Source organism: Streptomyces sp. NPDC048002 (assembly GCF_040653275.1).
Classification (GTDB): Bacteria; Actinomycetota; Actinomycetes; order Streptomycetales; family Streptomycetaceae; genus Streptomyces.
Genome location: NZ_JBEZNL010000017.1, coordinates 13,325 through 40,125 on the forward strand (window position 1 = coordinate 13,325; position 26,801 = coordinate 40,125).

Here is a 26,801-nt window from a genome sequence, read left to right on the forward strand (position 1 = left end):
CGGCAAACCCACTCAATGGTGGACGGCCGGGAACCCCAGGGTTCCCGGCCGTCGCGAACTCCGTATGACTAGGAGATTCTCACCGGGTTAACCACGTCCGCGATCAGCACCAGCAGCGTGAAGCAGACGAAGATCCCGGCCACCACGTAGGCCACCGGCATCAGCTTGGCCACGTCGAAGGGGCCGGGGTCCGGGCGGCGCAGCACCCGGGCGAGGTTGCGGCGCAGGGACTCCCACAGGGCGCCCGCGATGTGGCCGCCGTCGAGCGGGAGCAGCGGGAGCATGTTGAACAGGAACAGCGAGAGGTTGAAGCCGGCGACCAGCATCACGGCCATGGCGAGCTGCTGGGAGGCCGGGATGTCGAGGGTGAAGATCTCACCGCCGACCCGGGCGGCGCCGACCACGCCCATGGGCGAGTCCGCCTCGCGCGGTCCGTCGCCGAAGGCCGCGTCCCACAGGGCGGGGATCTTGGCGGGCAGGGCCGCGAGGGAGTCGACGGCGTCGCCGACCCGGTCGCCCATCCAGGTCACCGAGGAGCCGAGGTCCTGCTTGACGATGCCGGTGGCGGCGCTGAAGCCGAGGAAGCCGGCGGTGACGTACTCGCCCTGGACGACCTGGCCGCCGGCGTCCTTCTTGGCGACCTGGTTGGTGGCGATCTTCGCGGTGAGGGTGACCTCCTCGCCGTCGCGGTCGACGACGATCGGGACCTCCTTGCCGGGGTTGGCGCGGATCAGGTCGGAGAGTTCGTTCCAGTCGTCGGTGCGCACCCCGTCGAAGGCGAGGATCTTGTCGCCCGCCTTCAGGCCGGCCGCGGCCGCCGGGGAGGCGGGGTCGCCCTTCTCGCAGGTGTCGCGGTTCTCGCTCTGGGAGATCACGCACTGCGAGACGGAGCTGACGGCGGTGGTCTGCTGGGAGATGCCGAAGCCCATCAGCACGATGAGGAACAGCACCACCGCGAGGATCAGGTTCATGAAGGGGCCGGCGAACATCACGATGACGCGCTTCCACGGCTTGCGCGTGTAGAAGAGGCGGGTCTCGTCACCCGGCTTGAGCTCCTCGAACGCGGCCTCGCGGGCGTCCTCGATCATGCCCCGCCAGGGCGAGGTGGAGCGGGCCTCCAGCCGGCCGTCGGGGCCCGGCGGGAACATGCCGATCATGCGGATGTAGCCGCCGAACGGGATGGCCTTGATGCCGTACTCCGTCTCGCCCTTCCTGCGCGACCACATGGTCGGGCCGAAGCCGACCATGTACTGGGGCACGCGGATGCCGAAGAGCTTCGCGGTGGACAGGTGCCCCAGCTCGTGCCACGCGATCGAGAACAGCAGCCCGACGGCGAAGACCACTATGCCGAGGATGAACATCAAGGTCGTCATGCACGGGCCTCCGCCGTCTGTGCCGCCAGTTCCCGGGCCCGGGTGCGCGCCCAGGTCTCCGCTTCGAGGACGTCCGCGACGGTGAGCGAGGTTCCCGTGGCCGGGGTGCCGTGCTCCTCGACCACCCGGGTCACGGTCTCCATGATCCCGTTGAACGGCAGGGCGCCGGACCGGAAGGCCTCGACGCACTCCTCGTTGGCGGCATTGAACACCGCCGGGGCCGTGCCCGCGAGCTCGCCGACGTGCCGGGCGAGGTCCACCGAGGGGAACGCCTCGTTGTCGAGCGGGAAGAACTCCCACGTCGAGGCGGTGCTCCAGTCGAAGGCGGGCGCCGCGTCGGGGACGCGTTCGGGCCAGCCCAGACCGATGGCGATGGGCCCCCGCATGTCGGGGGGCGTCGCCTGGGCGATCGTGGATCCGTCGGTGAACTCGACCATCGAGTGAACATACGACTGGGGATGCACGACGACCTCAATGCGGTCGAAGGGAATGTCGTAGAGCAGGTGCGCCTCGATGACCTCCAGTCCCTTGTTGACCAGGGTCGAGGAGTTGATCGTGATGACCGGGCCCATCGCCCAGGTCGGGTGGGCGAGGGCGTCCTCGACGGTGACGTGCGCCAGCTGCTCCTTGGTGCGGCCACGGAACGGCCCGCCCGAGGCGGTCACCACGAGCTTGCGCACATCGGCCCGGGTGCCGGAGGCGAGGGCCTGGAACAGCGCCGCGTGCTCGGAGTCGACGGGGATGATCTGGCCCGGTTTGGCGAGCGCCTTGACCAGCGGGCCGCCCACGATGAGCGACTCCTTGTTGGCGAGCGCGAGGGTGCGGCCCGCCTCCAGGGCGGCCAGCGTCGGCGCCAGTCCGATCGAGCCGGTGATGCCGTTGAGGACGGTGTGGCAGTCGGAGGCGGCGACCTGCGTGGCCGCCTCGGGCCCGGCGAGGATCTCGGGGAGCGGCTCGCCCGCGCCGTACCGCGTCCGCAGGGCCTCGCGCAGCTCCGGTACGGCCTCCTCGCGGGCGACCGCGACCGTGCGCACCTTCAGCAGGTGGGCCTGTTCGGCGAGGAGAGCGACGCGGCCGCCGTGGGCGGAGAGCGCGGTCACCCGGAAGCGGCCGGGGTTGCGCAGGACGAGGTCGATGGCCTGGGTGCCGATCGACCCGGTGGAGCCGAGGATCACCACGTCCTTCGGGCCGTCACCCGCGACGGGGTCGTACACCAGGTGCGGGTCGGCGAGGGGGGCTGGAGAGTCGCTCATTCCTCCATTGTTGCCGCAACCCGTCGCCGGGCCGACAGGGTGTCCCCCTCCCGCGCCGCGGAGGGGAACATCCTGTCGCCGGGCGGTCAGCCGATCGGGCGGTGGACGTTGTCCCGTTCGCTGGGTCCGGGGGTCGCGTCGGCGATCCAGGGGCCGTCGCCCGAGGGGTCGACGATGCCCTGCTCCAGCCATTCATAGGTGCCGGACAGGACGCCCTCGACCACCTTGCCGTCCAGCTCGTCGGTGTTGGTCCACAGCCGGCCGAAGAGTTCCTCCACCCGCAGCCGGGACTGCCGGCAGAAGGCGTCGGCCAGCTGGTACGCCTCGCGGCCGTGCTCGCCGCGGGCGCGCAGGTGCTCGGCGCGCACGCAGGCCGCGCTCATCGCGAACAGTTCCGCGCCGATGTCGACGATCCGGCCGAGGAAGCCCTGCTTGGTCTCCATCCGGCCCTGCCAGCGGGACATGGCGTAGAAGGTGGAGCGGGCGAGCTTGCGGGAGGTCCGCTCGACGTAGCGCAGATGGCCGGAGAGGTCGACGTCGTGCCGGAACTCGCCGAAGGCGTACGGCAGCCGGCCCGGACCGGTGACCAGCTTCGGCAGCCATTTGGCGTAGAAGACTCCGGCGCCGGCGCCCGCCTTCGCCTTGTCCTGGAGGGACTTCTCGGGGTCGATGAGGTCCCCGGCGACCGAGAGGTGGGCGTCGACGGCCTCCCGGGCGATCAGCAGGTGCATGATCTCCGTGGAGCCCTCGAAGATCCGGTTGATGCGCAGGTCGCGCAGGATCTGTTCGGCGGGGACCGCGCGCTCGCCCCGGGCCCGGAGCGACTCGGCCGTCTCGAAGCCGCGTCCGCCGCGGATCTGGACGAGTTCGTCGGCCATCCGCCAGCCCATCTCGGAGGCGAACAGCTTGGCGAGGGCGCCCTCGATCCGGATGTCGTTGCGGTCCTCGTCCGCCATCTGGGAGGCGAGGTCGGTGACGGCCTCCAGGGCGAAGGTGGTGGCCGCGATGAAGGAGATCTTGGCGCCGACGGCCTCGTGGTGGGCGAGCGGCTTGCCCCACTGCTCGCGGGCCGCCGACCACTCGCGGGCGATCTTCAGGCACCACTTGCCGGCCGCGACGCAGGACGCGGGCAGGGACAGCCGCCCGGTGTTCAGCGTGGTGAGCGCGATCTTCAGGCCGGCGCCCTCGGGGCCGATGCGGTTGGCGGCGGGCACCCGGACCCGGTGGAAGCGGGTGACGCCGTTCTCGATGCCGCGCAGGCCCATGAAGGCGTTGCGGTGCTCCACGGTGATGCCGGGCGAGTCGGTCTCCACGACGAAGGCGGTGATGCCGCCCTTGTGTCCCTCGGAGCGCGGCACCCGGGCCATCACGACGAGCAGGTCGGCGACGACTCCGTTGGTGGTCCAGAGTTTCACCCCGTCGAGGACGTAGTCGTCCCCGTCGGGCACGGCCGAGGCGGCCAGGCGCGCCGGGTCGGAGCCGACGTCGGGTTCGGTGAGCAGGAAGGCGGAGATGTCGGTGCGGGCGCAGCGCGGCAGGAACCGGTCCCTCTGCTCCTGGGTGCCGAACAGCTTCAGCGGCTGGGGCACGCCGATGGACTGGTGGGCGGAGAGCAGCACGCCGATGGCGGGCGAGGCGGAGCCGGCCAGGGCGAGGGCCTTGTTGTAGTACACCTGGGTGAGGCCGAGGCCGCCGTACTTGGTGTCGATCTTCATGCCGAGGGCGCCGAGTTCCTTGAGGCCCTTGACGACCTCGTCGGGGATGCGGGCCTCGCGTTCGATGAGGGCGCTGTCGACCTTCGTCTCGATGAAGTCGCGGAGCTTGGCGAGGAACTCCTCGCCGCGCTGTACGGCCTCGTCGGTCGGCATGGGGTGGGGGTGGACGAGGTCGAGGCGGAAGCGGCCGAGGAACAGTTCCTTGGCGAAGCTGGGCTTGCGCCAGTCCTGTTCGCGGGCCGCCTCCGCCACCTGGCGGGCCTCACGCTCGGTGACGGTGGGTTTGGTGGTTGGTGCGGTCATGAGGCTCACCTCGCCGCGCATAGGGATCTCTGACGGCCCGTGCGGGACCGAGAGCTACTGACGGGTGCTACCCGATCGTATGTACCCGATTCGGGGCGAGGTGGCCACCCCGTGTGCGGCCGTTCAGCCGATGTCGACGGAATACCGCCGGGTGTCCAGTCGGCCGGTGCCCTTGAAGACCTCCGTGCCGGACTCGATGCCGGAGAGGTACTTGTCCTTGGAGATCAGCTTGCGGCGGACCAGGGCCTGGGTGAAGTCGTCCAGGTTCAGGGTGGCCGCGGTGGTGTTGGCGCGGCGGACGAAGGAGAAGACCTTCCAGCCGATGTCGCCCTGGTAGAGGTCCCACATGGTGCCGCCGAGGCTGACGCTGCCGTACTTGGTGCCGAGGGGTCCGGCGCCGCCCTGGCGGTTGAGCCAGATCATGATCTCGTCGGTGGGCTGGTCCTGCCAGTCCGCGTCGTCCTTGGCGTGCAGCCACAGGTCGTAGGCGACGTTCATGGTGCCGGGGCCGGGGCTGACGGTGAACTCCCAGGTGGTCCGCACCGGCTTGCGGTCACCGACCCGCAGCGGCAGCCCGGTGGCGGCCCGGTCGGTCTTCCAGCCCCAGTGCCAGCCGAGCACCGCGCTCGCGTAGGTCTTGACGTCGTAGTCCTGGCCGGAGCCGCTGTTGGCCCAGCTGTACTGCGTGCCCCAGGAGATCGTGGAGCCGGAGAGGGAGTTGTCCCAGACGCACTGGCTTCCGGTGGCCTTCTCCTGGTTCCAGAGGTTGTTGTTCACGTAGTACTTGCCGAGTGCGACGGTGTCGAAGGCGGCGCACTTCTTCTCGGTCTCGCCGGCCTGGGCCACCGTGACCCCCGCGGCCGCGGCGAGGGCGACGGCGGAGGCGGTCAGGGTCTTGGCCTTCTTCGACAGGCGGGGCCTGCGGTGTTGCATCGGGGATCCTCCCGGGGGACGGTGCGTGTACGGCCTTCAGTGGCCGCCCGCGGCGCCTTGGTTGCCGCGGCCCGGGAATTGGTTGTCGAAGCGCTTCGACAACCTATGGACACCCACCCCCGGTGGAGCTACTGTCGAACCACCCTCACCCGCCCCTATTCACCGTGCGCACTGTCGAAGCGCTTCACAAAGCTTGGAGAGCTGGATGGTCACCCTCGCCGAGGTCGCCCAGCACGCCGGAGTCTCGGCGAGCACGGTGAGCTATGTCCTCAGCGGCAAGCGGTCCATCTCCGCGACCACCCGGCTGCGGGTCGAGCAGAGCATCCGCGAACTCGGCTACCACCCGAACGCCGGCGCCCGCGCCCTGGCCAGCAGCAGGTCGAACATCATCGCGCTGATGATCCCGCTGCGCACCGACATGTACGTGCCGGTGATGATGGAGATCGCCATCGCGGTGGCCACCACCGCGCGCACCCACGGCTACGACGTGCTGCTCCTCACCGGCGAGGAGGGACCGGACGCCGTGCGCCGGGTCACCGGCAGCGGGCTCGCCGACGGGATGATCCTGATGGACGTCGAACTCGACGACGAGCGGCTGCCGTTGCTGCGGGACACCGATCAGCCCTCGGTGCTGATCGGGCTGCCGGCCGACACCTCCGGGCTGACCTGCGTCGATCTCGACTTCCGGGCGACCGGCGCGCTGTGCGTGGAGCATCTGGCCGGGCTCGGCCACCGCGACATCGCTGTCATCGGCGAGGCCCCCGCGGTCTACGAACGGCACACCGGTTTCGCCGAGCGCACCCTGGACGGACTGCGTTCCCGGGGCCGGGAGTTGGGGGTGCGGCTGCTGCACCGCCCGTGCGAGGGCGGGTACGACGCGATGGCCGTGACGCTGGCCCGGGTCTTCGACGAACGCCCGGACACCACCGGTTTCGTGGTGCAGAACGAGTCGGCGGTGGAGCCGCTGCTCGCCCTGCTGCGCCAGCAGGGCCGTGCCGTGCCGGAGGACGTGTCGGTGGTCGCGGTCTGCCCCGACCAGGTCGCCACCCAGGCCTCGGTGCGGCTGACGTCCGTCTCCATCCCCGCCCAGGAGATGGGGCGGCACGCGGTGGCGCGTCTCGTCGCCAAGCTGGAGGGCCGGGGCGAGGACGAAGTCGTGCTCATCGCACCCGAGTTGACGGTCCGGGCCAGCTCGGGCCCGGCCACTTCCTGATCAGTACGTCTCCCGTGCGGCCCCCGCGGGGGCGGCTTCCCCCTGTCATCGTTCAGGAGTACGCCTCGTGAATCAGCCTGCCGAAACCCAAGTGAAGGTCAGTCTGGCGCAGTCCTCCCCCACCGTCGGCACCTTCCGCGAGCGCGACGGCGCGCTGGTGTGGAGCGGCCGGCAGGAGACTGTCCGCGTCGAACCGTGGGGCCCGGACGCGGTGCGGGTGCGGACCCGGCTGGGCGGGCCGGTGCTGGAGGGTCTGCCGGGGGCGCTCCTGGAGCAGGCCCCTCCCGCCTCCTCCACGGTCAAGATCGAGGGCGGCGGAGCGCGGCTGATCGTCGGCGCGCTCACCGTGGACATCGACGCCGAGGGCCTGATCCGCTTTCTGCGCACCTCGGACGGCGAGGAACTGCTCGCCGAGGAGCGGGCCCACTTCTGGTGGCCGGGACCCCGTCTGTACACGGCCGTCGGCAACGGCCACCACCGCCTCGAACAGCGCTTCGCGGCCTACGACGACGAGAAGCTCTTCGGCCTCGGCCAGCACCAGCACGGCCGGCTGGACCAGAAGGGCCTGGTCCTGGACCTGATCCAGCGCAACGCCGAGGTCTCCGTCCCGGTCCTCACCTCCAGCCGGGGCTACACCCTGCTGTGGAACAACCCGGCGATCGGCCGGGTCGAGCTGGCGCACAACGGCACCCGCTGGGTGGCGGACTCGGCCCGGCAGATCGACTACTGGATCACCGCGGGCGACCCGGCCGAGGGCCAGCGCCGCTACAGCGCGGTCAGCGGCCGCACGCCGATGCTGCCCGCGTGGGCGGCCGGGTTCTGGCAGTGCAAGCTGCGCTACCGCACCCAGGACGAACTCCTCGCCGTGGCGCGGGAGTACAGGCGCCGCGGGCTGCCGCTGGACGCGATCGTCTGCGACTTCTTCCACTGGACGCACCTCGGCGAGTGGAGGTTCGACCCGAGCGAGTGGCCGGACCCGGCGGCGATGGTCCGCGAACTGGACGAGCTGGGCGTGAAGTTGGTGGTCAGCGTCTGGCCGTCCGTCTCGCCCCTGTCCGAGAACCACCCGGTGATGGAGCAGCGCGGCTACTTCATCGGCACCCAGTACGGGCCGATGGCGCACGCCGACTGGCCGGACAAGGAGGTCGCCTCCACCGTCCAGGTCGCCTTCTACGACGCCACGAACCCGGAGGCGCGGGAGTTCGTGTGGTCGAGGATCCGGGACAACTACCTGATCCCGTACGGCATCACGGCCTTCTGGCTGGACGCCTGCGAGCCGGAGCTGAAGCCCGGCTTCCAGGAGAACCTGCGCTACTGGGCCGGGCCGGGCCTGGAGGTCGGCAACCTCTACCCGGCGGAGAACTCGCGCACCTTCCACGAGGGGCTGCTCGCCTCGGGCGAGAGCGAGGTGCTGACGCTGAACCGCTCGGCCTGGGCGGGCAGTCAGCGCTACGGCGCCGCCCTGTGGTCGGGCGACATCGGCACCGACTTCCCCACCCTGCGCCGCCAGATCGCGGCCGGGCTCAACACCGCGCTGTCCGGCATCCCCTGGTGGAACACCGACATCGGCGGCTTCCACGGAGGCGACCCGGACGACCCGGCGTACCGGGAGGTGATGGTGCGCTGGTTCCAGTTCGGCGCGCTGTCCCCGCTGATGCGGCTGCACGGCTTCCGCGACCCCGGCACCCCTCTGGGCCCGGACATGACCGGCGGCCCCAACGAGGTCTGGTCCTACGGCGAGGAGGCCGGCCCGATCCTGGAGCGGTACCTGCGGCTGCGTGAGCGGCTCAAGCCGTACGTGCTGGAGGTCATGCGCCAGGCGCACGAGGAGGGGCTGCCGGTGATGCGGCCGCTGTTCCTGGAGTTCCCCGGGGACCCGGCGTGCTGGTCGGTGGACGACTCCTACCTCTTCGGCGGGGACCTGCTGGTGGCCCCGGTGCTGACGGCGGGTGCCACGGCCCGCACGGCGTACCTGCCGGCGGGCGCGGAGTGGACCGACGCGTGGACCGGGCGGACGTACCCGGGCGGGGCTTCGGTGACGGTGGACGCCCCGCTGGACCGCATCCCGCTGTTCCTGCGGGACGGGGCGCGGCTGCCGATCGCCGCATAGGGCTGTGCGGCCGGTCCCGTAGGGGAGGGACCGGCCGCACGTTCTCGTTCCTCGGGGTCAGCTGCTGCTGACGGTCAGGTTGTTGGTGAGGAAGTCCAGGCCGCCGGAGGACGAGGTGATCTCGTAGCCGAACTGGACGTCACCGATGGTCTCGTTGCCCATCCAGCCCTTGGTGTCCTTGATCCACTTCAGGATCGGCAGGATGTTGACCGTGCCGGAGCTGGAGTCCGAGGTGCGCAGGAACGAGAAGACCTGGTTGGCGCCGTTGTCGCCCTTGTAGACGTTCCAGGTGTGGCCGCCGAGGGTGACCGAGCCCTGGGAGGTGCCGAGCGGACCGACGGCGCCGTTGTGGTTGACCCAGAGCATGATCTCGTAGTCGTAGTCGGTGTCCCAGATGTCGTACGAGGTGTTGTACGCGCCGGAGGACGGGACGGTGACGTTGTAGCTGCTGGTCAGCGAGGCAAGCGAGGTGATCGACTTGTTGACCACCTTCTTGGCGTTCGGGTACGACTTGATGCCGCCGGTGTTGGGGTGGTTCGCCCAGGTGCCCCAGTTGGTGCCGGAGTTGGCCCAGACGCACTGGCTGCCGGCGCCGGAGCCCCAGATGTTGTTGTAGAGCGTGTAGCCGTTCAGCGTCGTGTTGCCCCACTGGTCGCAGGAGCTCCAGACGGCGGCGTGGGCGGGGGCGGAGGCGAGACCGACGGTGGCGCCGAGGGCGAGTGCCGGGGCCAGCAGGGCCCGGGTGACGCGGCCGAGTGTGCGGGTTGTTGCCATGGTGTCCCTTCCATGGGTGGGGGGAAATGCGGGGAGTTACCACGTCCCCGGGGTGAGGACGTGGTCTTCTCCGGCGACGAGGTCGAGCGGTCTCGCGCCGGTGGAAGTCCTGAGTTCGATCCGGACGGTGCGGGTGGGGCGGATCACGGCTCCCGCACCTTCCGGGCCCCAGTGCAGGTCGAGTGCGGCGCCGAACCGGGTGCGCACCCCGTGGATGCGGCCCCGCGGGCAGGTGTCCGGCAGCGCGGGCAGCAGGACCAGCCGGCCGGGGGTCGACTGGACGAGCGCCTCGATCAGCACGGCGGGCAGGGTGTGGGCGGCGTCCGCGTTGTAGACGTCCCGGTTCGGGTAGTGGGCGCTCATCAGGGAGGCGTGGAAGAAGTCGCCGTCCAGGACCCGGGCGAGGGCGTGGGCGACCCGGTCGCCGTCCCCGAGGCGGGCCGCGACGAGGGCGTGGTGGAGGTGGCCGTGCGCGGAGTCGTTCTCGGTGCCGCGCAGTTCGAGAGCCCGGTGGGCGGCCGCCGCCAGGCGCGGGGTGTCGTAGGGGGTGATCTCGTCCAGCGGCCAGACGCCGTAGAGGTGGCTGAGGTGGCGGTGGTCGTAGGAGTCCGTCAGGTCCGGGTGGGCCCATTCGGCGAGGGCGCCCTCGGCGTTGACGCGGTGCGGGGGGAGGCGGTCGGCGAGGGCGCGCCAGCGGTCGGCGTCCGGGGTGTCCGGGTGGTAGTCGGCGGCGGTGCGCAGGGCGTGGCGCGCCGCCGAGAGGTCCATGGCCGCGTTGACGGCCCCCCAGCTCGCGTTCGCGGGCCGGTTCTCGGGCGAGTAGGAGGGGACCACGACCAGGCGGCCGTCGTCGTCGGTGCGGGTGAGGAAGTCCTCGTAGAACTCGGCGACTTCGGCGAGGACGGCGGCGGTCCGCGGGTCGCGTGCGCCGCGGGTCTCGTCGTGGTCGACGAGCGGGTGGAGCAGCCAGTCGGCGCCCGCGGTCCACAGGTGCAGGGGGTACTCGCGGCTGAAGTGGTAGCTGTGCCCGGACTCGCCGTCGGTGTGGGCGGGGGCCACCGCTCCGCGGGCGCCGAAGACGGCTCGGGCGTTGTCCCGCCAGTGGGGCAACTGGCCGTGGATCAGGGCGGCGTGGGCCTCGGTGACCTCCGGGAGCGCCCCGGCCGCGGCGGAGGCGATCTGGAGGCCCAGGTTGGCGTCGGTGGTGAACGCGCCGGACCAGGCGGTGTCCCAGTCGCCGGTCCACAGGCCGGTGAGCCGGGGCGGCAGCGCTCCGCTGCTGGACAGCAGGTGGTAGCGGCCGGCCGCGAAGAGCCGCTCCAGCAGGGCCGCGCCACGGGTCCGCTTGAGCAGTTCGGAGCCGGGCAGGGCGCGCTCCGCCGGATCGCCGCCGAGGTCGAGGGCGACCCGTTCGTAGGCGGTGCGGTGCGGGGGGAGGTGGCGGGCGAGCAGTGTCTCGTAGGGCCGGCCGGTGCCGGGCAGCAGGGCGCGCAGGGCACGGCCCTCCTCGGTCACGTCGAGTTCGCCGGTGTGCCGGCGGACCCGGGTGAGGAGCAGGACCGTGGCGGGGCCCTCGACGCGCACCCCGGGCGGCACCAGGGCCGTGGTGCCGCCGGTGACCACGACGAGGGTGACTCCCGTGTAGGCGCGGTCGCTCGCGGGGTAGCGGGCGCGCAGGCCGAGCAGGGCGCCCTCGGGGGTGAGCACGGCGCCGTGGCCGACACCGAGCCCTTCGGGGGCGCCGGGGAGGCGGTGGTCGAGGGTGATGTCGAGGCGCGGTCCCGCGGTGGTGATCTCCTGGACGATCACGTCGTCGGCGCGGGAGACGAAGACCCGGGCGGAGCGGCCCGCGCGGCTGGTGACGGTCTCGCCGGTGGTGAAGTCGACCGAGCGGCGGTAGCCGTCGACGACCTCCCCGGCCCGGGGTTCGCGCAGTCGGACGGCGAAGGCCGGGTGGAAGGGCTGCACCCATTGCAGGGGGCGGCCGTCGGTGAAGCTCTCGGCGGCGTCGGCGCGGCCCGCGAGGAGCCGGTCCTGGAGTTCCGGGAGGGCGTCGGCGAGTTCCGGCGGGCGGGCCCGTTCGCCGCCGTTCGGGCGGACGAGGGTGTGCTGGGTGACGATGACCCGTTCGTCGTTCGGATCGCCGAACACGAGGGCGCCGTGGTGGCCGTTGCCGCTGAGGAAGCCGTCCTCCCAGCGGGCGGCCGGGGTGCTCTCCCAGGTGCCGTGGACGGGGCCGGCGGTCATCGCTTCAGCACCGCCGCCCCGTAGCGGCCGAGGGTGAGTGCGCCGGTGACGGTGGCGTCCGTGAGCAGGTCGCGGTGGGTGCCGGGGACGGTGACGGTGACCGGCTCGCGGGAGTGGTTGAGCACGAAGAGGGTCTCGCCGCGGCGGACCGCCTCGACGTGTGCGGGCAGCCCGTCCAGCACGGGCCGTACGCCCGCGGAGGACGCGATCCGCAGGAGCAGCTCGCGCAGGTCCGGCGGTTCGGGGAGGGTGGAGAGGTACCAGGCGGCGCCGGTGCGCAGGACCGCGGGCAGGCCGTCCAGCTCGCCGCCCTTGTAGACGGCCTCGGCGTGGGCCGCGTCGGTCTTCTCGATCTCCTCGGACCACAGCGTGCCGCGCAGCCCGTCGCACGCGACGCTCTCCCCCGCCTCCAGCGGCCACCACTCGTGCAGGGTGCGGATGCCGAACAGTGCGCGCAGCCGGGCGTCCATGCCGCCGGGGCGGACCCGGTCGTCCCGGTCGGCGACACCGGTGAGGAAGCCGCAGACCAGGGTGGCGCCCCGGCGGACGTGGGCGAGGAGGTTGTCGATCGCGGTGTCGGTGAGGGCGTACGCCTGGGGCACGACGACCAGGCGGTACGGGGTGAGGTCGTGCTCGGGGTGGGCGAAGTCGGTGGTGAGGTGGGCCTCCCACAGGGCCCGGTGCCAGGCGGTGAGGATCCGCGCGTGGTCCACTTCGCCGGAGAGCCGGCCCTCGTGGGCGCCGGCCCACCAGGAGTCCCAGTCGTGGAGTACGGCGATGTCGTTGGCGGTGTGGGAGCCCGACACCTCCGGGGCGATCCGGGCCAGCTCCGCCCCCAGCCGCTCCACCTCCTGGTAGGTGCGCCCCTGCTCTCCCGCGTGGCCGACCATCCCGGAGTGGAACTTCTCGGCGCCCTGCCGGGACTGGCGCCACTGGAAGTAGCAGACGGCGTCGGCGCCCCGGGCGACGGCCTGGAGCGACCAGAGCCGGTTCATCCCGCGCGGCTTGGGGTGGTTGACGCCCCGCCAGTTCACCGCGCCGGCGGACTGTTCCATCAGCATCCAGGGGCCGCGGGCCTGGGAGCGGGTCATGTCCTGGACCAGGGCGCCGTGCTGGGCGCCGAGCGGGTCGCGGGGGTCGGGGTAGAGGTCGACGGAGACGACGTCCTCCTCCTCCGCCCAGCGCCAGGCGTCCTGACCGGCCCACAGCGGCATGAAGTTGGTGGTGACCGGGAGGTGCGGGGTGTGCCGGCGGACGATGTCGCGTTCGGCGAGGTAGCACTCCAGGAGCATGTCGGAGGTGAACCGCTTGAAGTCGAGCACCTGGGAGGGGTTGTTCAGGTAGTGGGCGTGGCGGGGGGTGTGGACCTCCTCCCAGTCGCCGTAGCCCTGGCTCCAGAAGGCGGTGCCCCAGGCGGTGTTGAGGGCGTCGAGGGTTCCGTACCGGTGGCGCAGCCAGGCGCGGAAGCGGGCGGCGGCCTCGTCGCCCCAGTCGTAGGTGCAGTACTCGTTGTTGATGTGCCACATCGTCAGGGCCGGGTGGCCCGCGTAGCGGGCGGCGAGGGCTTCGGTGATCTCGGCGGCGTGGCGCCGGTAGGTGGCGCTGGAGTGGGAGAAGTGCTGGCGGCCGCCCCACCACTCGGTGCGGCCGTCCCGGTCGACGGGGAGGGTGTCGGGGTGGAGGCGGCCGAGCCAGGGCGGGGGCGAGGCGGTGGGGGTGGCGAGGACGACGCCGACGCCGTGGGCGTGCAGCAGGTCCATCAGGCGGTCGAGCCAGTCGAACTCCCGCTCTCCGGGACGGGGTTCGATGCGGGACCAGGAGAAGACGCCGAGGGTGACGGAGTTGACGCCGGCGCGCCGCATCAGCCGGACGTCCTCGTGCCAGGTCTCCTCCGGCCACTGCTCGGGGTTGTAGTCGCCGCCGAAGAGGATGCGGCCGCGGGTGACGTCCTGGAGTGCCGGCATCAGACCGGCTCCCCGTACTGGATACCTCGGCCGTTGGTGGCGAGGTACACGCGGCCGTAGACCCGTGGGTCGCCGGTGATGGTCTCGCCGGTCCAGCCCCACTGGTGCCGGTCGTCGTTGACGCGGACCCAGCTGCCGGCCTCGTCGTCGGAGCGGTAGACGGCGGTGATCGCCTCCGTCGAGCCGACCTGGTAGAGGGCCGGATAGTCGGCGCCGTCGGCGGCCCGGCCGAAGCCGAGGGTGTAGGAGGCCCAGCAGCTGTCGACCTTGGTGAAGCTCGCGCCGCCGTCGGTGGACCGGTAGAGGCCGTTCCACTTGGCGCTGAGCCACAGGTCCCCGGATCTGCCGGGTGCCGCCACCACCTTGAACTGGCTGTCTCCGGAGGGCAGTCCGGTGGCGCGCGCCGTGAACGAACGGCCGCCGTCCGTGCTGGCGAGCAGCGTTCCGGTGTCGGTGTCGTAGGCGTAGAAGAGGGCCGGGTCGGCCGGGTCGGCGACCGGTGTGGCGCCCTTCGGGAAGGAGGCGACCTCGGTCCAGGTGGCGCCCTGGTCCGCGGAGCGGTGGGCGGGGTACTTGGTGCCGTCCCAGTGCACGAAGACCCAGAGCAGCACGGTGCCGTCGGCGTTGACCGCGATCGGGCCCGGCGCGCTCGGCGCGAGGCCGGGCTGGGTGGCGAAGGGGGCCCAGGTCCGTCCGCCGTCGAAGGAGTGGGCGCCGTTGCCGTGGTCGCCCCAGCCGGTGCGGACGACGTACGCCGGCTTCCGCGCGGCCTGCGCGAGTCCCGTCGCCGACCCGAACACGGGGTTCGTGGCCATACCGCGCGAGGGCGAGGCGGTGAGCGAGTCGTGGTACATCACGCCGATGTCCCTCGACCCGCTGAGCAGGTGCGCCTTCCCGACCGGGGGCGACACCAGCTGCACCACCGACGCCTCCTCAAGGCCCCGGATCTGCGGGGCCCAGTGCTTGAGGTCGCGGGTGCCGTAGAGGGTGGCGCCGGTGCCGTACACCAGGTGCCGGGAGTCGAAGGGGTCGAGGGCGAGCGCCTGGATCCACCAGCCGAACTTGGGGGCGTCGCCGCCCCACTTCAGATAGGGGGTCTCGGAGACGTCCAGGACCGCGGTGTCCCTGAGGGAGGTCCAGGTGCGGCCCGCGTCGGTGCTGCGGTACACGGTGTCGACGGCGGCCCAGCGGTTGTTGGTGGAGACGACGACCGTGCCGGGGCGGCGGGCGTCGACGGCCACGCCGCCGTAGCCGAAGGTGTCCGCGGAACCGTCGGCCGCGGTGCCGCCCGGCTTCACCGGGGTGACCTCGGTCCACGTCCCGTCGAGGGTGGACAGCCGGTGCACGCTGCCGTCGGACTGCCCGTTGGGTCCGGGCGCGTCGGCGTACGTCACGTACAGCCGGCGCGTCGCCCGGTCGTGGGCCGCGCGGATCGGCACCTCGGCGGCGGCGCCGGACGGCTGCCCGGGGACGGCCTCCCAGGTGGTGCCGTCGGTGGTGCGGAACAGGTTGGCCGCGGTGCCGCCGGAGTCGCCCCAGCCGGCGTAGAGGGTGCGGCCCGCGGCGACCAGCAGGGTGACGCCCTGCCCGGAGGCGGAGGGCACACCGGGGAACCCGGTGGCCTGGGCCCAGGTGGCGCCCCGGTCGGTGGACCTCAGCAGCCCGTCGTGGCGGGTCCCGAGCCAGAGCGTGTCGCTGTCCCGGGGGTCGACCAGCAGCCGCTCCCCCGCGCCCCGGCCGTCCTCGTTGGCCCCGAGCTTCACCGCCAGGTCGGTCCGCGCCCAGGTGGCGCCCCGGTCCTCGGAGCGCAGGACGGCCCCGTTGGAGGCCCAGGACTGGGCGTAGGTGCCGACGGCGGCGTACAGGCGGTCCGGGTGGGCGGGGTCCACGGCCAGCGCCTCGACGCCGAGCAGGTTCCAGTCGTCCCAGCCGAGGTGGTCCAGCAGCGGGGTCCAGCGGGCGGTGCGGTCCTCCCAGCGGTAGGCGCCGCCGATGTCGGTGCGGGCGTAGGCGAGGCCGCGCACGGCGGGGTGGAAGAGGACGCCGGTGAGGAAGCCGGTGCCGCCGATGACGGCGTTGCGCCAGCGGTAGGGCGCGGAGCTCCCGGCCGCGTGGGCCCGCTCCTGTCCCACCGGGAGCGCGGTGAGCGCGGCGGCGACCGCCGTGCCGGCGAGGACGGTGCGTCGGCTGAGCATGGGGTACCTCGCAGGGGTCGGGTCGGTGGACATGGGTGGTGCGGGACACACGTGCCGGAGGGGCGGGGGTGCGCGGACCACGGGCACGACTGGCGGCGGCCGGACCCACCTGGGGGCGCGGGGAACTGCGCGCCGAACCCCCACCGGCCCGCGGCCGAATCCCGGCCCCCGTCGGAGACGCCCTCGTCAGCCCTTGACCGCGCCGGTCAGCATGCCCTTCTTGAAGTGCCGCTGGACGAACGGCGAGAGCACGGCGACGGGGAGCAGCGCCATCACCATGACGGCCATCTGCACGGCGAGCCCGGACAGTTGCCCCGTCTTGATGGCCTGGCTGAGCCCGACCGGCGCCTCCTGCTTCTGCACCAGCTGGATCATCACGTTCTGCAGCGGCATCATGTCCTGGTCGTTCAGGTACAGCGAGGCGTTGAACCACGCGCTCCAGTACCCGACCGCGTAGAACAGCGTGATCACCGCGATGACGGCCCGGGACAGCGGGAGCACGATCTGCCACAGGATGCGGAAGTCCCCGGCCCCGTCGATCCGCGCGCTGTCGGTGAGTTCGGGCGAGATGCCCATGAAGAAGCCGCGCAGTACCAGGATGTTGAAGACGCTGATGGCGCTGGGCAGGATCAGCGCGAGGTAGCTGTCGGTCAGCCCCAGCGTCTGCACCAGCAGGTAGGTGGGGATGAGGCCGGCGCTGAAGAACATCGTCGCCAGCAAGGTCATCAGGATCCACCGGTGCCCGAGCGAGCCGCTGCGCGAGAGCCCGTAGGCGCACAGCACGGACACCGTCATCGAGAAGGCCGTACCGACGAGTGTGACCAGGACGCTGACGATCGCCGCGCGGGTCACCTGCCCGCCGCTCAGCAGCTCCTGGTAGGCGATGAAGGTGATGTCCTTGGGGATCATCACCAGTCCGCCGGCCTCGTCGATGGTCCGGCGGGTGGACAGGCTGGTGACCACGACGATCCACAGCGGGAAGAGGATCGCCAGGCAGGCCAGGCCCAGCACCAGCGCCTTGCCGGCCAGTCCGGCCTTCGTCGGCGCTTCCTCCCAGACCGGCCGCGGCGGCCCGGCCCACCGGCCGCGCGCCGGCGGCACGGAACGCACCTGCTTGTCCATGACGGCGCTCACTTCTTGTACACCCCCTGCTCGCCCATCAGATGGGCCACCTTGTTCGCGGCGAGGACGAGTCCGATGCTGATGACGCCCTTGACCAGACCCGCGGCGGCCGCGTAGCCGAAGTCCTGGTTGCGCACGCCGTTCCACCACACGAAGGTGTCGAGCACTTCCGAGGCGCCCGGCCCCACCGCGTCGCGTTGCAGCAGGATCTGCTCGAAGCCGACGGTCAGCGCGTCGCCCACCCGCAGCACCAGCAGCAGGGCGATCACCGGGCGGAGCGCGGGCAGCGTGACGTGCCACATCCGCCGCCAGCGGTTGGCGCCGTCCATCGCGGCCGCCTCGTACAGATCGGGGTTGACCGCGGCGAGCGCCGCGAGGAAGACGATGATCCCCCAGCCGGCGTCCTTCCACACCGCCTGCGCGGTGATCAGGAACTTGAAGGTGTTGGGGTCGGTCATGATGTCGAGCCCGTCGTACCCGTGGTCGCGCAGCAGCTGCGAGAGCAGCCCTGCGCCGCCCAGCAGTTGCTGGAAGACCGCGATGACCAGCACCCACGAGAAGAAGTGCGGCAGGTAGAGCACGGCCTGGGCGAAGGCCCGCACCCGGGGTCTGACCACGCTGTTGATGAGCAGCGCGAGCAGGACCGGGATCGGGAAGAACAGCACCAGTTGGAGGGAGAAGAGCACCAGCGTGTTCCGCACGGCCTGCCAGAACGCGGAGTCCTCGAAGATCCGCTGGAAGTTCTCCATCCCCACCCAGGGGCTGTTGAGGATGGAGACGATGCCGTTCTCGCTGATGTAGGGGTCGTAGTCCTGGAAGGCGACCACGTTGCCGAGGATCGGCACGTAGTTGAAGACCAATACCAGGACGACCGCCGGCAGGGTCATCAGCAGCAGGACGCGGTCGCGTCGGAACCTGTGCCGCAGGGTCAGCCGCCCCGTCAGGGGCCTGGCGTCCGGCCCGGTGGCATCACCCGATGCCACCGGGGACTTCGCGTCGGCCTCGGTCCTGCTCCGAGGCACCGTGCTGTGGGACACGGCCGTTCTCCTTGCCTCGGTGCCGGATCAGTTGGCCGCGGAACCGTTCTCGTCGAGGATCTGCTGGTACCAGTCGCGCAGCCGGTCGCCGCCCTTGCTCTTCCAGTCCGAGACGGCCTGCTGCATGTCGGAGATCTTCTTGCGGCCGCGGACGATGTCGTCCTCCAGCTGCTCGAAGTCGTTGGAGAGGTTGGTGTAGCGGCTCGGCTCGGTGATCTGCATGCCGTAGAAGGCGCTCTTCTTGGTGCGGGCGCCCATCCGCTGCTGCCACTCGACCTGGCCCTTGGCGATGTCGGGGAAGTCGGGGTGGGCGATGGTCGAGGCGGGGCTGGCGACCATCACATAGGCGTTGATGACCTCGCCGTTGCCCTTGTCGTTCTTGACAGGGACACCGTTCTCGACGGTGTAGTGGGTGCCTTCCAGACCGTAGTTGGTGAGCATGTACTCCTTGGTGCCGTACGGCGCGGCGGTGACGTTGGCGACGGCCAGCACGTCCTTGACGACCTGCTCCGACGCCTTCTTGTTGACGAAGGCGAAGATGTTCGCGGGCTGGCCCGCCCAGAGCGTGGGCTGTCCTCCGTCGTGGCCGAAGATGTCCATGCCCGAGCAGACGAAGTCCGGGTTCTGCGCGGCCTGTTCGGCGTTGCGGCTGTACCACTGGGAGATGTCCTGGTTGTAGATGAGCACCTCGCCGGCCGCGAACTTCGGGCCCGGGTCGCTCATCGTGTCCACGTCGGGGTGGATCACGCCGGCCGCGAAGAGCTTGCGCGCCCACTCCAGCGCCTCCAGGTACTCCTCCGTCTCGACGCGGTAGACCAGCTTGCCGTCGACGAGGTTCCAGCCGAGCGGCTTCTCGCTGCCGGAGAGCACGCCGAAGGCGTTGAAGGCCGTCCACTTCATGTCCAGGCAGGCCCACCGCTTGGCCTTCGGGCTGGTGATCTCCTTGGCCAGGGCGAAGAACTCGTCCGCCGAGGTGGGAACCTCGTACCCCTCCTTGTCGAAGAGGTCCTTGCGGTACAGCGGCACGATGTTGGGGACGTAGGCGGCGGGCATCGGCAGGCCGCGCAGCTTGCCGCCGAAGATGGACCGCTGCCAGGCGTCGGTGGGGATCGCGGCCAGGTTGGGGTAGTCCTTGACCGCGTCGCCGGAGAGGTGGGGGCCGAGGTCGGCGAACTTGCTGATGATGGCGCTGGGTATCTTGCCGCCCATGTTCCAGCCGGGGACGACCACCACGTCGGGTACGTCGCTGGAGGCGAGGACCGCGCCCAGCTTCTCGTCGTAGGTGTTGCCGTCCTGGTTCTGCCACCGCACGTCGACGCCGATCAGGTCGTTCATCGCCGCGTAGTAGGCGTTGCCCGCCTTGGGCGGTGAGCCCCAGAACGGCGACATGATCGTCACCTTGCCGCCCTTGCCGAGCTGCTTCGGCACCGAGGTCTTGAGGCCGGCCAGCTCCAGCTTGCTGGTGAACCCGGCGGAGGAGCCGTTCTTGGCGGGGATGTCCGGCACGACGACGTTGCTGGCGACGTAGGCCGGGAGGATCTTCTTGGCGTCCTTGTCCGACGTGGTGCCCTCGCGTGAGCCACTGTCCGAATCGCCGCACGCGGCAAGCAGCGGCATCCCTCCCGCCACCGCTGCGGCGGCGACCGCCGAGGAGGCGAGGAAGCTTCTCCGGCTGGGATCGGAGGAGGCGGAGGAGGCGTTCGGCGTCATTGCGTCAACCCTTCGTGGCGCACCTGGACACCCGGCGGTGGGCCGTCGGCTGCGGTGTCGTAAGTGGAACTGGCTGAGCTGAAGCGCTGCTCCGACCTCGGTGAGGGCTCGATGAGACCTCGGTGTGCGAACCAGTCGAAGCGCTTCGATGTTGCTGCGAGGTTAAGTGAACACCCAGGGGCGCACAAGGGTCGTTCCCAAGATTCCTCGCCGACCGGGCGCATGACCATTTCTCATGGGGTGCCTGAACTGACAGTGTCGATCCCTTGACACCCACCCCCGCGTCGAATGAGCATCGAAGCGCTTCGAAATAGCCGAGCCGATCATCGCAAGGGGATCCCCACGTGACCGCACACCCGCCGCCCGTTCCGCCGTTTCGTGATCCCGGCCTGCCGTTCGCGAAGCGCGTCGACGACCTGCTCCAGCGGCTGACCCTCGACGAGAAGACCGCGTTCCTGCACCAGTTCGCCCCGGCCGTCGAGCGGCTCGGGGTGGCGGCCTTCCGCACCGGGCAGGAGGCGCTGCACGGGGTGGCCTGGATGGGCCCGGCGACCGTGTTCCCGCAGGCGGTCGGGCTCGGCGCGACCTGGAACCCCGAGCTGGTGCGCCGGGTCGGCGAGGCGGTGTCCCGGGAGGTCCGCGCGATGCGCCTGAGGGACGACCGGGTCGGCCTGAACGTCTGGTCGCCGACCGTGAACCTGCTGCGCCACCCGCTGTGGGGGCGCAACGAGGAGGGCTACTCCGAGGACCCGAGGCTGACCTCCGCCATCGCCACCGCCTACACCCGGGGCCTGCGCGGCGACCACCCCGTGTACTGGCGCACCGCGCCGGTCCTCAAGCACTGGCTGGCCCACAACAACGAGACCGACCGCGACACCTCGTCCGCCTCGGTCCGGCCGCGCGTCCTGCACGAGTACGACCTGCGCGCCTTCCGCGAGACGGTCGCGGCGGGCGCCGTGGCCGGGGTGATGCCGGCGTACAACCTGGTCAACGGCCGCCCCAACCACGTCTCGCCGTACCTGGGCGAGCACCTGCGCACCTGGACCGAGGAGGACCTGCTGGTCTGCTCGGACGCGGGCGCGCCGTCGAACCTGGTCGACTCCGAGCACTACTTCGACACCCACGAGGAGGCGACGGCGGCCGCGTTGCTGGCCGGCGTCGACAGCTTCACCGACCACGGCACGGACGGCTCCACGATCACCGCCCGGGTGCGCGGGGCGTGCGAGCGGGGTCTGCTGTCCGAGGCGGACATCGACACCGCGGTCCGCCGCCAGTTGTCGGTGCGGTTCCGGCTCGGCGAGTTCGACGGGGACGACGGCTCCGGCGGGCTCGACGACCCGGACGCCTTCGACACCGACGAGCACCGCGCGCTCGCCCTGGAGGCGGCCGAGCAGGCGGTCGTCCTGCTGCGCAACGACGGGGTGCTGCCGCTGGCCGCCGGCACCCGCCTCGCCGTGGTGGGGCTGCTCGCCGACGAGTGCAAGCTCGACTGGTACAGCGGCACCCTGCTGCACCGCTCCACCCCGCTGGAGGGACTGTACGAGCGGTTCGGCGCCGAGCGGGTGGAGTTCGTGGAGGGCGTGGACCGCGTCCGTCTGCGCACCTCGGCGGGCGCCTTCCTGTACGTGCCTCAGGCGGCGGCCGACGACGAGGTACGCGGAGCCGAGGGCGCCCTCGACCCCGCGCTGCTGGCGGGCCGGACCGATCTGCCGGCGCTGACCACGGACGCCGTGGGCACCGAACTGGCGCTGGTGGACTGGGGCGAGGGCGTGCTGACGCTGCGCGCCCCCGACGGCCGCTATCTGTCGGTCGCCGAGGACGGGCGGGTGCGCGCCTCCGCCGACCAGCCCGGTGGCTGGGTGGTGCAGGAGACGTTCCGGCTGGAACCGCACGACGGGGGACACCTCCTTCGGCACCTCGGCACAGGTCGGCATGTCTGTGTCGCCGCCGACGGGGTGAAGGTTGCCGAGCAGGGCGGCGAGGTCTTCGAACTGCTCGTCGTCGAACGCGGCGAGGAGGCGGTGCGCCGCACGGCGGCCGGGGCGGACGTGGTGCTGGTGGTCGCGGGCAACGACCCGCACATCAACGGCCGCGAGACCGAGGACCGCACCACCCTGCGCCTGCCGGACCACCAGGAGCGGCTGCTGCGCGCGGCCCGCGCCGCGAACCCGAGGACCGTGCTGGCGCTGGTCTCCGCCTACCCCTACGCGGTCGAACCGGGCTCCCTGGCGGCCGTGCTGTGGACGGCCCACGGCGGCCAGGCCGCCGGCACCGCGCTGGCCCGGATCCTGGCCGGTGACGTCTCCCCCTCCGGACGCCTCCCGCAGACCTGGTACGCGGACGACGCCGATCTGCCCGACCTGCTGGACTACGACATCATCGGCGGCCGGCAGACCTACCTGTACTTCGAGGGCACCCCGCTCCACCCCTTCGGCCACGGCCTGTCCTACGCGTCGTTCTCCTACGGCGACCTGGCCACCCGGGTGACCGGGGAGTCGGTGCGCGTCACCTGTTCCGTGACCAACACCGGCGAGCCGACCGCCGACGAGGTCGTCCAGCTCTACACCCGCGCCGTGGACCCGTCGGTCCCGCGTCCGCGCCGCGAGCTGCTCGCGCACCGCCGGATCACCCTCGCCCCGGGCGAGCGTGCCGAGGTCGCCTTCGAAGTGCCGCTCTCCGCCTTCGAGTTCTGGGACGTGGCGCACGGCCGACCGCATCTCGACCCGGGCCCCTACGAGCTGCTGGTCGGCGGGTCCAGCGAGGACGTGCGGCTGCGCACGACCGTACTGCTGGCCGGAACGCCGGTACCGCCCCGCGCGGTGCGCGAACACGGCCTGGCCGCGGCGGACTTCGACGAGCAGAGCGGCACCGCGATCGTCGACCGGACCCGGACGGCGGGCGACGCGGTGACGCCGTCCGGCTCCCGCACCGGCGAACTGCTCTACCGGGCCTGCGACTTCGGCGCGGGCGTCACCCGGGTGACGGCGACGGTGTCCGGCGAGGGGACCGTTGAGGTGTCGCTCGACGGCGGCTCCGCGTCCGCGGCACTGACGACGAAGGGTCCGACCGGCCCGTACGACCATGTCGTCCTGGAGGCCGGGTTCACCGCCGAGGGCGTCCACGACGTCCGCCTGAGACTGCGCGGCCCGCTGCGGCTCGCGCAGGTCGGCTTCTCCGGTTGAGGGTCCGGACCAGGCCGGCACAGCAGGAGGGGCCCGGTACCGGGAAGCGCCGGTGCCGGGCCCCTTCGGGGTCCCAGGAGTACGCCGACGGCCGGAACCCCCGCACAGTTCGGGTTCCGGCCGCCGGGGCCGAGGAGTCGGCTCAGAGAGCGAGGCCGGTGAGGACCAGGACCCGCTCGTAGGTGTAGTCGTCCATCGCGTAGCGGACGCCCTCACGGCCCACGCCGGACTGCTTGGCGCCGCCGTACGGCATCTGGTCGGCGCGGTAGGAGGGGACGTCGCCGACGACCACACCGCCGACCTCCAGCGCGCGGTGGGCGCGGAAGGCGGCCTGGACGTCGTGGGTGAACACGCCTGCCTGGAGGCCGTACTTGGAGTCGTTGACGGCGGCGAAGGCCTCGGCCTCGCCGTCGACCTTCTGCACCGACAGGACCGGGCCGAAGACCTCCTCGCAGGCCAGCGTGGTGCCGGCCGGGAGGTCGGTCAGGACGGTCGGCGCGTAGGAGGCGCCGTCGCGCTTGCCGCCGGTGAGCAGCGTGGCGCCGGCCTCGACGGCCTCCGCGACCCACGCCTCGACGCGCCGCGCGGCGTCCTCGCTGACCAGCGGGCCGACGTCGGTCTTGTCGTCGGAGGGGTCACCGGTGACCTGGGCCTCGACGGCGGCGACGACGCGCGGGAGCAGCCGGTCGTAGACGGACGAGTCCGCGATCACCCGCTGCACCGAGATGCAGGACTGGCCGCCCTGGTAGTTGGAGAAGGTCGCGATGCGGGTCGCGGCCCAGTCCAGGTCCGCGTCGCTCGCCCAGTCGCCGAGCACGACGGCCGCGCCGTTGCCGCCCAGCTCCAGGGTGCAGTGCTTGCGCGGCACCGAGTCCATGATCGCGTAGCCGACCTTCTCGGACCCGGTGAAGGAGATCACCGGCAGGCGCTCGTCCTGGACCAGCGCGGGCATCCTGTCGTTGGCGACCGGGAGGATCGACCAGGAACCGGCGGGCAGCTCGGTCTCGGCGAGCAGGTCGCCGAGGATCAGGCCGGAGAGCGGGGTCGCGGGCGCGGGCTTGAGGACGATCGGCGCGCCGGCGGCGATGGCCGGGGCGATCTTGTGCGCGCACAGGTTCAGCGGGAAGTTGAAGGGCGCGATGCCGAGCACGACGCCCTTCGGGAAGCGCCGGGTCAGCGCGAGCCGGCCCTGGCCGCCGGCGTCGGTGTCGAGGCGCTGGGCCTCGCCCCCGTTGAACCGACGGGCCTCCTCCGCGGCGAACCGGAACACCGAGACGGCCCGGCCGACCTCGCCGCGCGCCCACTTGATCGGCTTGCCGTTCTCGGCGGAGATCAGCTGGGCGATCTCCTCGGTGCGCTCGGCCAGCCGGCGGCTCACGTGGTCCAGGGCGGCGGCGCGGACGTGCGCCGGGGTGGCCGCGAACTCGTCCCGTACGGCGTACGCGGCGGCGACGGCCTCCTCGACCTGGGCGTCGGTCGGCACGCTGACCTTGCCGACGGTCCGGCCGTCCCACGGCGAGGTGACGTCGAAGGTGTCCGCGCCGGTGGCCTGGCGGCCGGCGAGCCAGAAGGCGTAGGTGGAAGTCATTGTCGAGTCCCGGCCCTTCCGCGTTGAGGGGTGATGTTCCTTGGTCCGAGACCCACGGTAGGCGCGCGAACGCCCCGGGGCTTTTGTCCGCCCCGTAGCAGTACCAAAACCATCCGCTACGGAATGTCGGAGTGAACCCCACCCCCCAGGGGCGCGAGGAACGGCGCGACCGGCCACCCCAGGGGCGCGGGGAACTGCGCGACCGGCCACGACGACGCCGCACCCGACCACCCCCAGGGGCGCGGGGAACTGCGCGACCGGCCACCGCGGCGCCGCAGCCGAGCACGCCGCCTCAGTCCACGGACGTCGCCTTCAGCGCCAGCCACAGCTCCATCCGGACGTCCGGGTCGTCCAGGGACCGCCCGAGGATCTCCTCGACCCTCCGCATCCGGTACCGGAGCGTGTGCCGGTGCACCCCGAGATCCGCCGCCGCCGCGTCCCACTGCCCGTGCCGCGACAGCCACGCCCGCAGCGAGGCGACCAGATCACCCCGCCCGGTCGCGTCGTGCTCGTGCAGCGCCCGAAGCAGCCCGTCCGCGAACGCCCGCACCGCGTCGTCCGCGAGCAGCGGCAGCACCGACCCGGCCGCCATCCGCTCGTGCTCCACGAACGCCCGGCCCCGCCGCCGGGCCACTGACAGCGCCTGCTCGGCCTGCTTGTAGGCGGCGGCCGCGGCGATCGGCCCGGCCGGCGCCGACAGCCCGACGACGAGTTCGCCCGCCTCACCCGCATCCCGCACCGCGCTGCCCGCCCGGGCGGCCTCCAGCGCCGTCGCGTACTCAGCGCACGCGATCACCGCGGCGCCGCCGTCCCCGGCGAGCACCACCAGCCGCTCCCCCTCCGGAACCACCAGGACCGCCTCCCCGGCCCGCGCCGCCGCCGACTCCACGACCTCGGCGAGCGCCCCGAGCGGATCACCGCCAGGATCCGCGGCGGCGGCGAGCACGGCGGGCGAGGGGGTCGAGCCCGCGGGCGTACGGCCCAAATCCGCCGCGGCGGCGAGCGCGGCCGACGCCGAGCCGGACACCGTCACCGACTCCGCGACGATCATCCGGAAGGGGGCGTCGAGGAGTTGCCCGTAGAGGTCCCCGGCGACGGCACGCGCGTGGTCCGGCTCGCCCGCGAGCAGCATGCGCAGCACCGCCGTGCCCACCCGCTGCTCGGCCGCGTGCAGCGAGCGGGAGCGTTCTGTGGTGAGGGTGAGCAGGGCGATGGCGGAGTGCACGGCGTACCGTTCGGCGGTGCCGAGGGCGGCGGCCGTGCCGACGGCCAGTGCCGCCCGCGGCCGGCGCCCGGTGCCCAGGCTGTGCAGTTCGACCCGGTCCTCGTTCTCGGGCCCGCCGACCACGGAGGAGGCGGGCGCGGGCCGCTCCCGCAGCCGCTCCACGTCGGCGGTGAGCCGCGCGGCCCGGCGGACGGCCCACTCCGGGGCGGTGGCGACGACGGCGCCGGAGGCGTCGTAGAGCGCGGCCCAGCCGTCGACCTGTGCGGCGAGCGCGGCCAGGAGTCCTTCGGGGCCGTCCGTGAGCGCCTGCTTCGTCAGCTCGCGCTGGGCGGCGAACCCCGCGGTGACCGCCCGGTACTGGTCCGCCGCGATGGCCGCCGACACCGCCTTGCTGATCGCGAGGAAGGGGGTGCGGCGCGGCACCTCCAGCAGGGGCAGCCCTTCCTGGCGGGCGGCCTCCACCAGGGGGTGCGGGATGTCCTCGTAGTTGACGCCGACCGCGAAACCCAGCCCGACGACCCCGGCACCGGCGAGGCGCTTCACATAGCGGCGCATCTCCTCGGGGTTCTCGGCGTCCAGCTTGAGCGCGGTGATCAGCAGCAGTTCCCCGCCCTCCATGTACGGGACGGGGTCGGCGAGCTCGCTGACATGGGCCCAGCGCACGGGCACGTCGAGCCGGTCCTCGCCCGCCCGCACGGTCAGCTTGAGCGCGGAGTGGTGGACGAGCGAGGCGAGGGTGGGAGGCATGGGGCCTTCGGATCGATGAGGGCAGACGCGAGGGGATTCGAGCAGATTCGAGCAGATGAAGGCGGCTTGATCTTTTGGCCGCCGCGTATGAACAGCCTATGCCGATTCTG

At 72.0% G+C, this 26,801-nt stretch carries 16 protein-coding genes; 3 read left to right on the top strand and 13 right to left on the bottom strand.

Going from position 1 to position 26,801, the window contains the following annotated elements:
* Positions 1-68 precede the first annotated feature (68 nt).
* The 4 genes from AB0E07_RS21375 to AB0E07_RS21390 all read right to left on the bottom strand — a co-directional run bounded on the left by AB0E07_RS21375 (position 69) and on the right by AB0E07_RS21390 (position 5,577).
* Complete coding sequence (locus AB0E07_RS21375) at positions 69-1,361, bottom strand: site-2 protease family protein (RefSeq protein WP_362254567.1); 1,293 nt, start codon at positions 1,359-1,361, stop codon at positions 69-71.
* An 8-nt stretch (positions 1,362-1,369) separates the two neighbouring features.
* Positions 1,370-2,626: a 1-deoxy-D-xylulose-5-phosphate reductoisomerase gene (gene dxr / locus AB0E07_RS21380; protein WP_362254241.1), complete on the bottom strand. Its 1,257-nt coding sequence runs from the start codon at positions 2,624-2,626 to the stop codon at positions 1,370-1,372.
* Between the two features lie 86 nt (positions 2,627-2,712).
* On the bottom strand, positions 2,713-4,644 hold the full coding sequence (locus tag AB0E07_RS21385; RefSeq protein ID WP_362254244.1) for an acyl-CoA dehydrogenase family protein: 1,932 nt from the start codon (positions 4,642-4,644) through the stop codon (positions 2,713-2,715).
* Between the two features lie 123 nt (positions 4,645-4,767).
* On the bottom strand, positions 4,768-5,577 hold the full coding sequence (locus tag AB0E07_RS21390; RefSeq protein WP_362254246.1) for an endo-1,4-beta-glucanase: 810 nt from the start codon (positions 5,575-5,577) through the stop codon (positions 4,768-4,770).
* Positions 5,578-5,782: 205 nt separating this feature from the next.
* Between AB0E07_RS21390 and AB0E07_RS21395 the strand changes: the two genes are divergently transcribed.
* Both AB0E07_RS21395 and AB0E07_RS21400 read left to right on the top strand, forming a co-directional pair.
* Positions 5,783-6,790 carry a LacI family DNA-binding transcriptional regulator gene (locus AB0E07_RS21395; protein WP_362254249.1) on the top strand — a complete coding sequence of 336 codons (1,008 nt, stop codon included), beginning with the start codon at positions 5,783-5,785 and terminating at the stop codon, positions 6,788-6,790.
* A gap of 67 nt (positions 6,791-6,857) precedes the next feature.
* Positions 6,858-8,900, top strand: a complete 2,043-nt coding sequence (locus AB0E07_RS21400) for a TIM-barrel domain-containing protein (protein WP_362254251.1) — start codon at positions 6,858-6,860, stop codon at positions 8,898-8,900.
* Positions 8,901-8,957: 57 nt separating this feature from the next.
* Here the strand turns inward: AB0E07_RS21400 and AB0E07_RS21405 are convergent, their stop codons facing one another.
* The 7 genes from AB0E07_RS21405 to AB0E07_RS21435 all read right to left on the bottom strand — a co-directional run bounded on the left by AB0E07_RS21405 (position 8,958) and on the right by AB0E07_RS21435 (position 19,949).
* Positions 8,958-9,674 (bottom strand): hypothetical protein, encoded by a 717-nt coding sequence (locus tag AB0E07_RS21405; protein WP_362254253.1) that lies wholly within the window; start codon positions 9,672-9,674, stop codon positions 8,958-8,960.
* 36 nt (positions 9,675-9,710) lie between these two features.
* Positions 9,711-11,921 (bottom strand): glycoside hydrolase N-terminal domain-containing protein, encoded by a 2,211-nt coding sequence (locus tag AB0E07_RS21410; RefSeq protein WP_362254256.1) that lies wholly within the window; start codon positions 11,919-11,921, stop codon positions 9,711-9,713.
* Complete coding sequence (locus AB0E07_RS21415; protein ID WP_362254259.1) at positions 11,918-13,885, bottom strand: beta-galactosidase; 1,968 nt, start codon at positions 13,883-13,885, stop codon at positions 11,918-11,920. Before AB0E07_RS21415 ends, AB0E07_RS21410 begins: the two co-directional genes overlap by 4 nt.
* The gene (locus AB0E07_RS21420) at positions 13,885-16,080 is read right to left on the bottom strand and encodes a 1,4-beta-glucanase (protein ID WP_362254262.1); all 2,196 of its coding nucleotides are present in this window, start codon (positions 16,078-16,080) and stop codon (positions 13,885-13,887) included. The genes AB0E07_RS21415 and AB0E07_RS21420 overlap by 1 nt, the downstream gene beginning before the upstream one ends.
* A gap of 186 nt (positions 16,081-16,266) precedes the next feature.
* Positions 16,267-17,214: a carbohydrate ABC transporter permease gene (locus tag AB0E07_RS21425; protein ID WP_362254265.1), complete on the bottom strand. Its 948-nt coding sequence runs from the start codon at positions 17,212-17,214 to the stop codon at positions 16,267-16,269.
* The gene (locus AB0E07_RS21430) at positions 17,211-18,239 is read right to left on the bottom strand and encodes an ABC transporter permease subunit (RefSeq protein WP_362254267.1); all 1,029 of its coding nucleotides are present in this window, start codon (positions 18,237-18,239) and stop codon (positions 17,211-17,213) included. Before AB0E07_RS21430 ends, AB0E07_RS21425 begins: the two co-directional genes overlap by 4 nt.
* Positions 18,240-18,266: 27 nt before the next feature.
* Positions 18,267-19,949: an extracellular solute-binding protein gene (locus AB0E07_RS21435; RefSeq protein WP_362254270.1), complete on the bottom strand. Its 1,683-nt coding sequence runs from the start codon at positions 19,947-19,949 to the stop codon at positions 18,267-18,269.
* Positions 19,950-20,293: 344 nt separating this feature from the next.
* Between AB0E07_RS21435 and AB0E07_RS21440 the strand changes: the two genes are divergently transcribed.
* On the top strand, positions 20,294-23,131 hold the full coding sequence (locus AB0E07_RS21440) for a glycoside hydrolase family 3 C-terminal domain-containing protein (protein WP_362254271.1): 2,838 nt from the start codon (positions 20,294-20,296) through the stop codon (positions 23,129-23,131).
* A 142-nt stretch (positions 23,132-23,273) separates the two neighbouring features.
* Here the strand turns inward: AB0E07_RS21440 and AB0E07_RS21445 are convergent, their stop codons facing one another.
* A complete protein-coding gene (locus AB0E07_RS21445) occupies positions 23,274-24,719 on the bottom strand; it encodes an aldehyde dehydrogenase family protein (protein ID WP_362254273.1) in 1,446 nt (481 codons plus the stop codon).
* Between the two features lie 292 nt (positions 24,720-25,011).
* Positions 25,012-26,691 carry a PucR family transcriptional regulator gene (locus tag AB0E07_RS21450; protein ID WP_362254276.1) on the bottom strand — a complete coding sequence of 560 codons (1,680 nt, stop codon included), beginning with the start codon at positions 26,689-26,691 and terminating at the stop codon, positions 25,012-25,014.
* Positions 26,692-26,801: the final 110 nt, after the last annotated feature.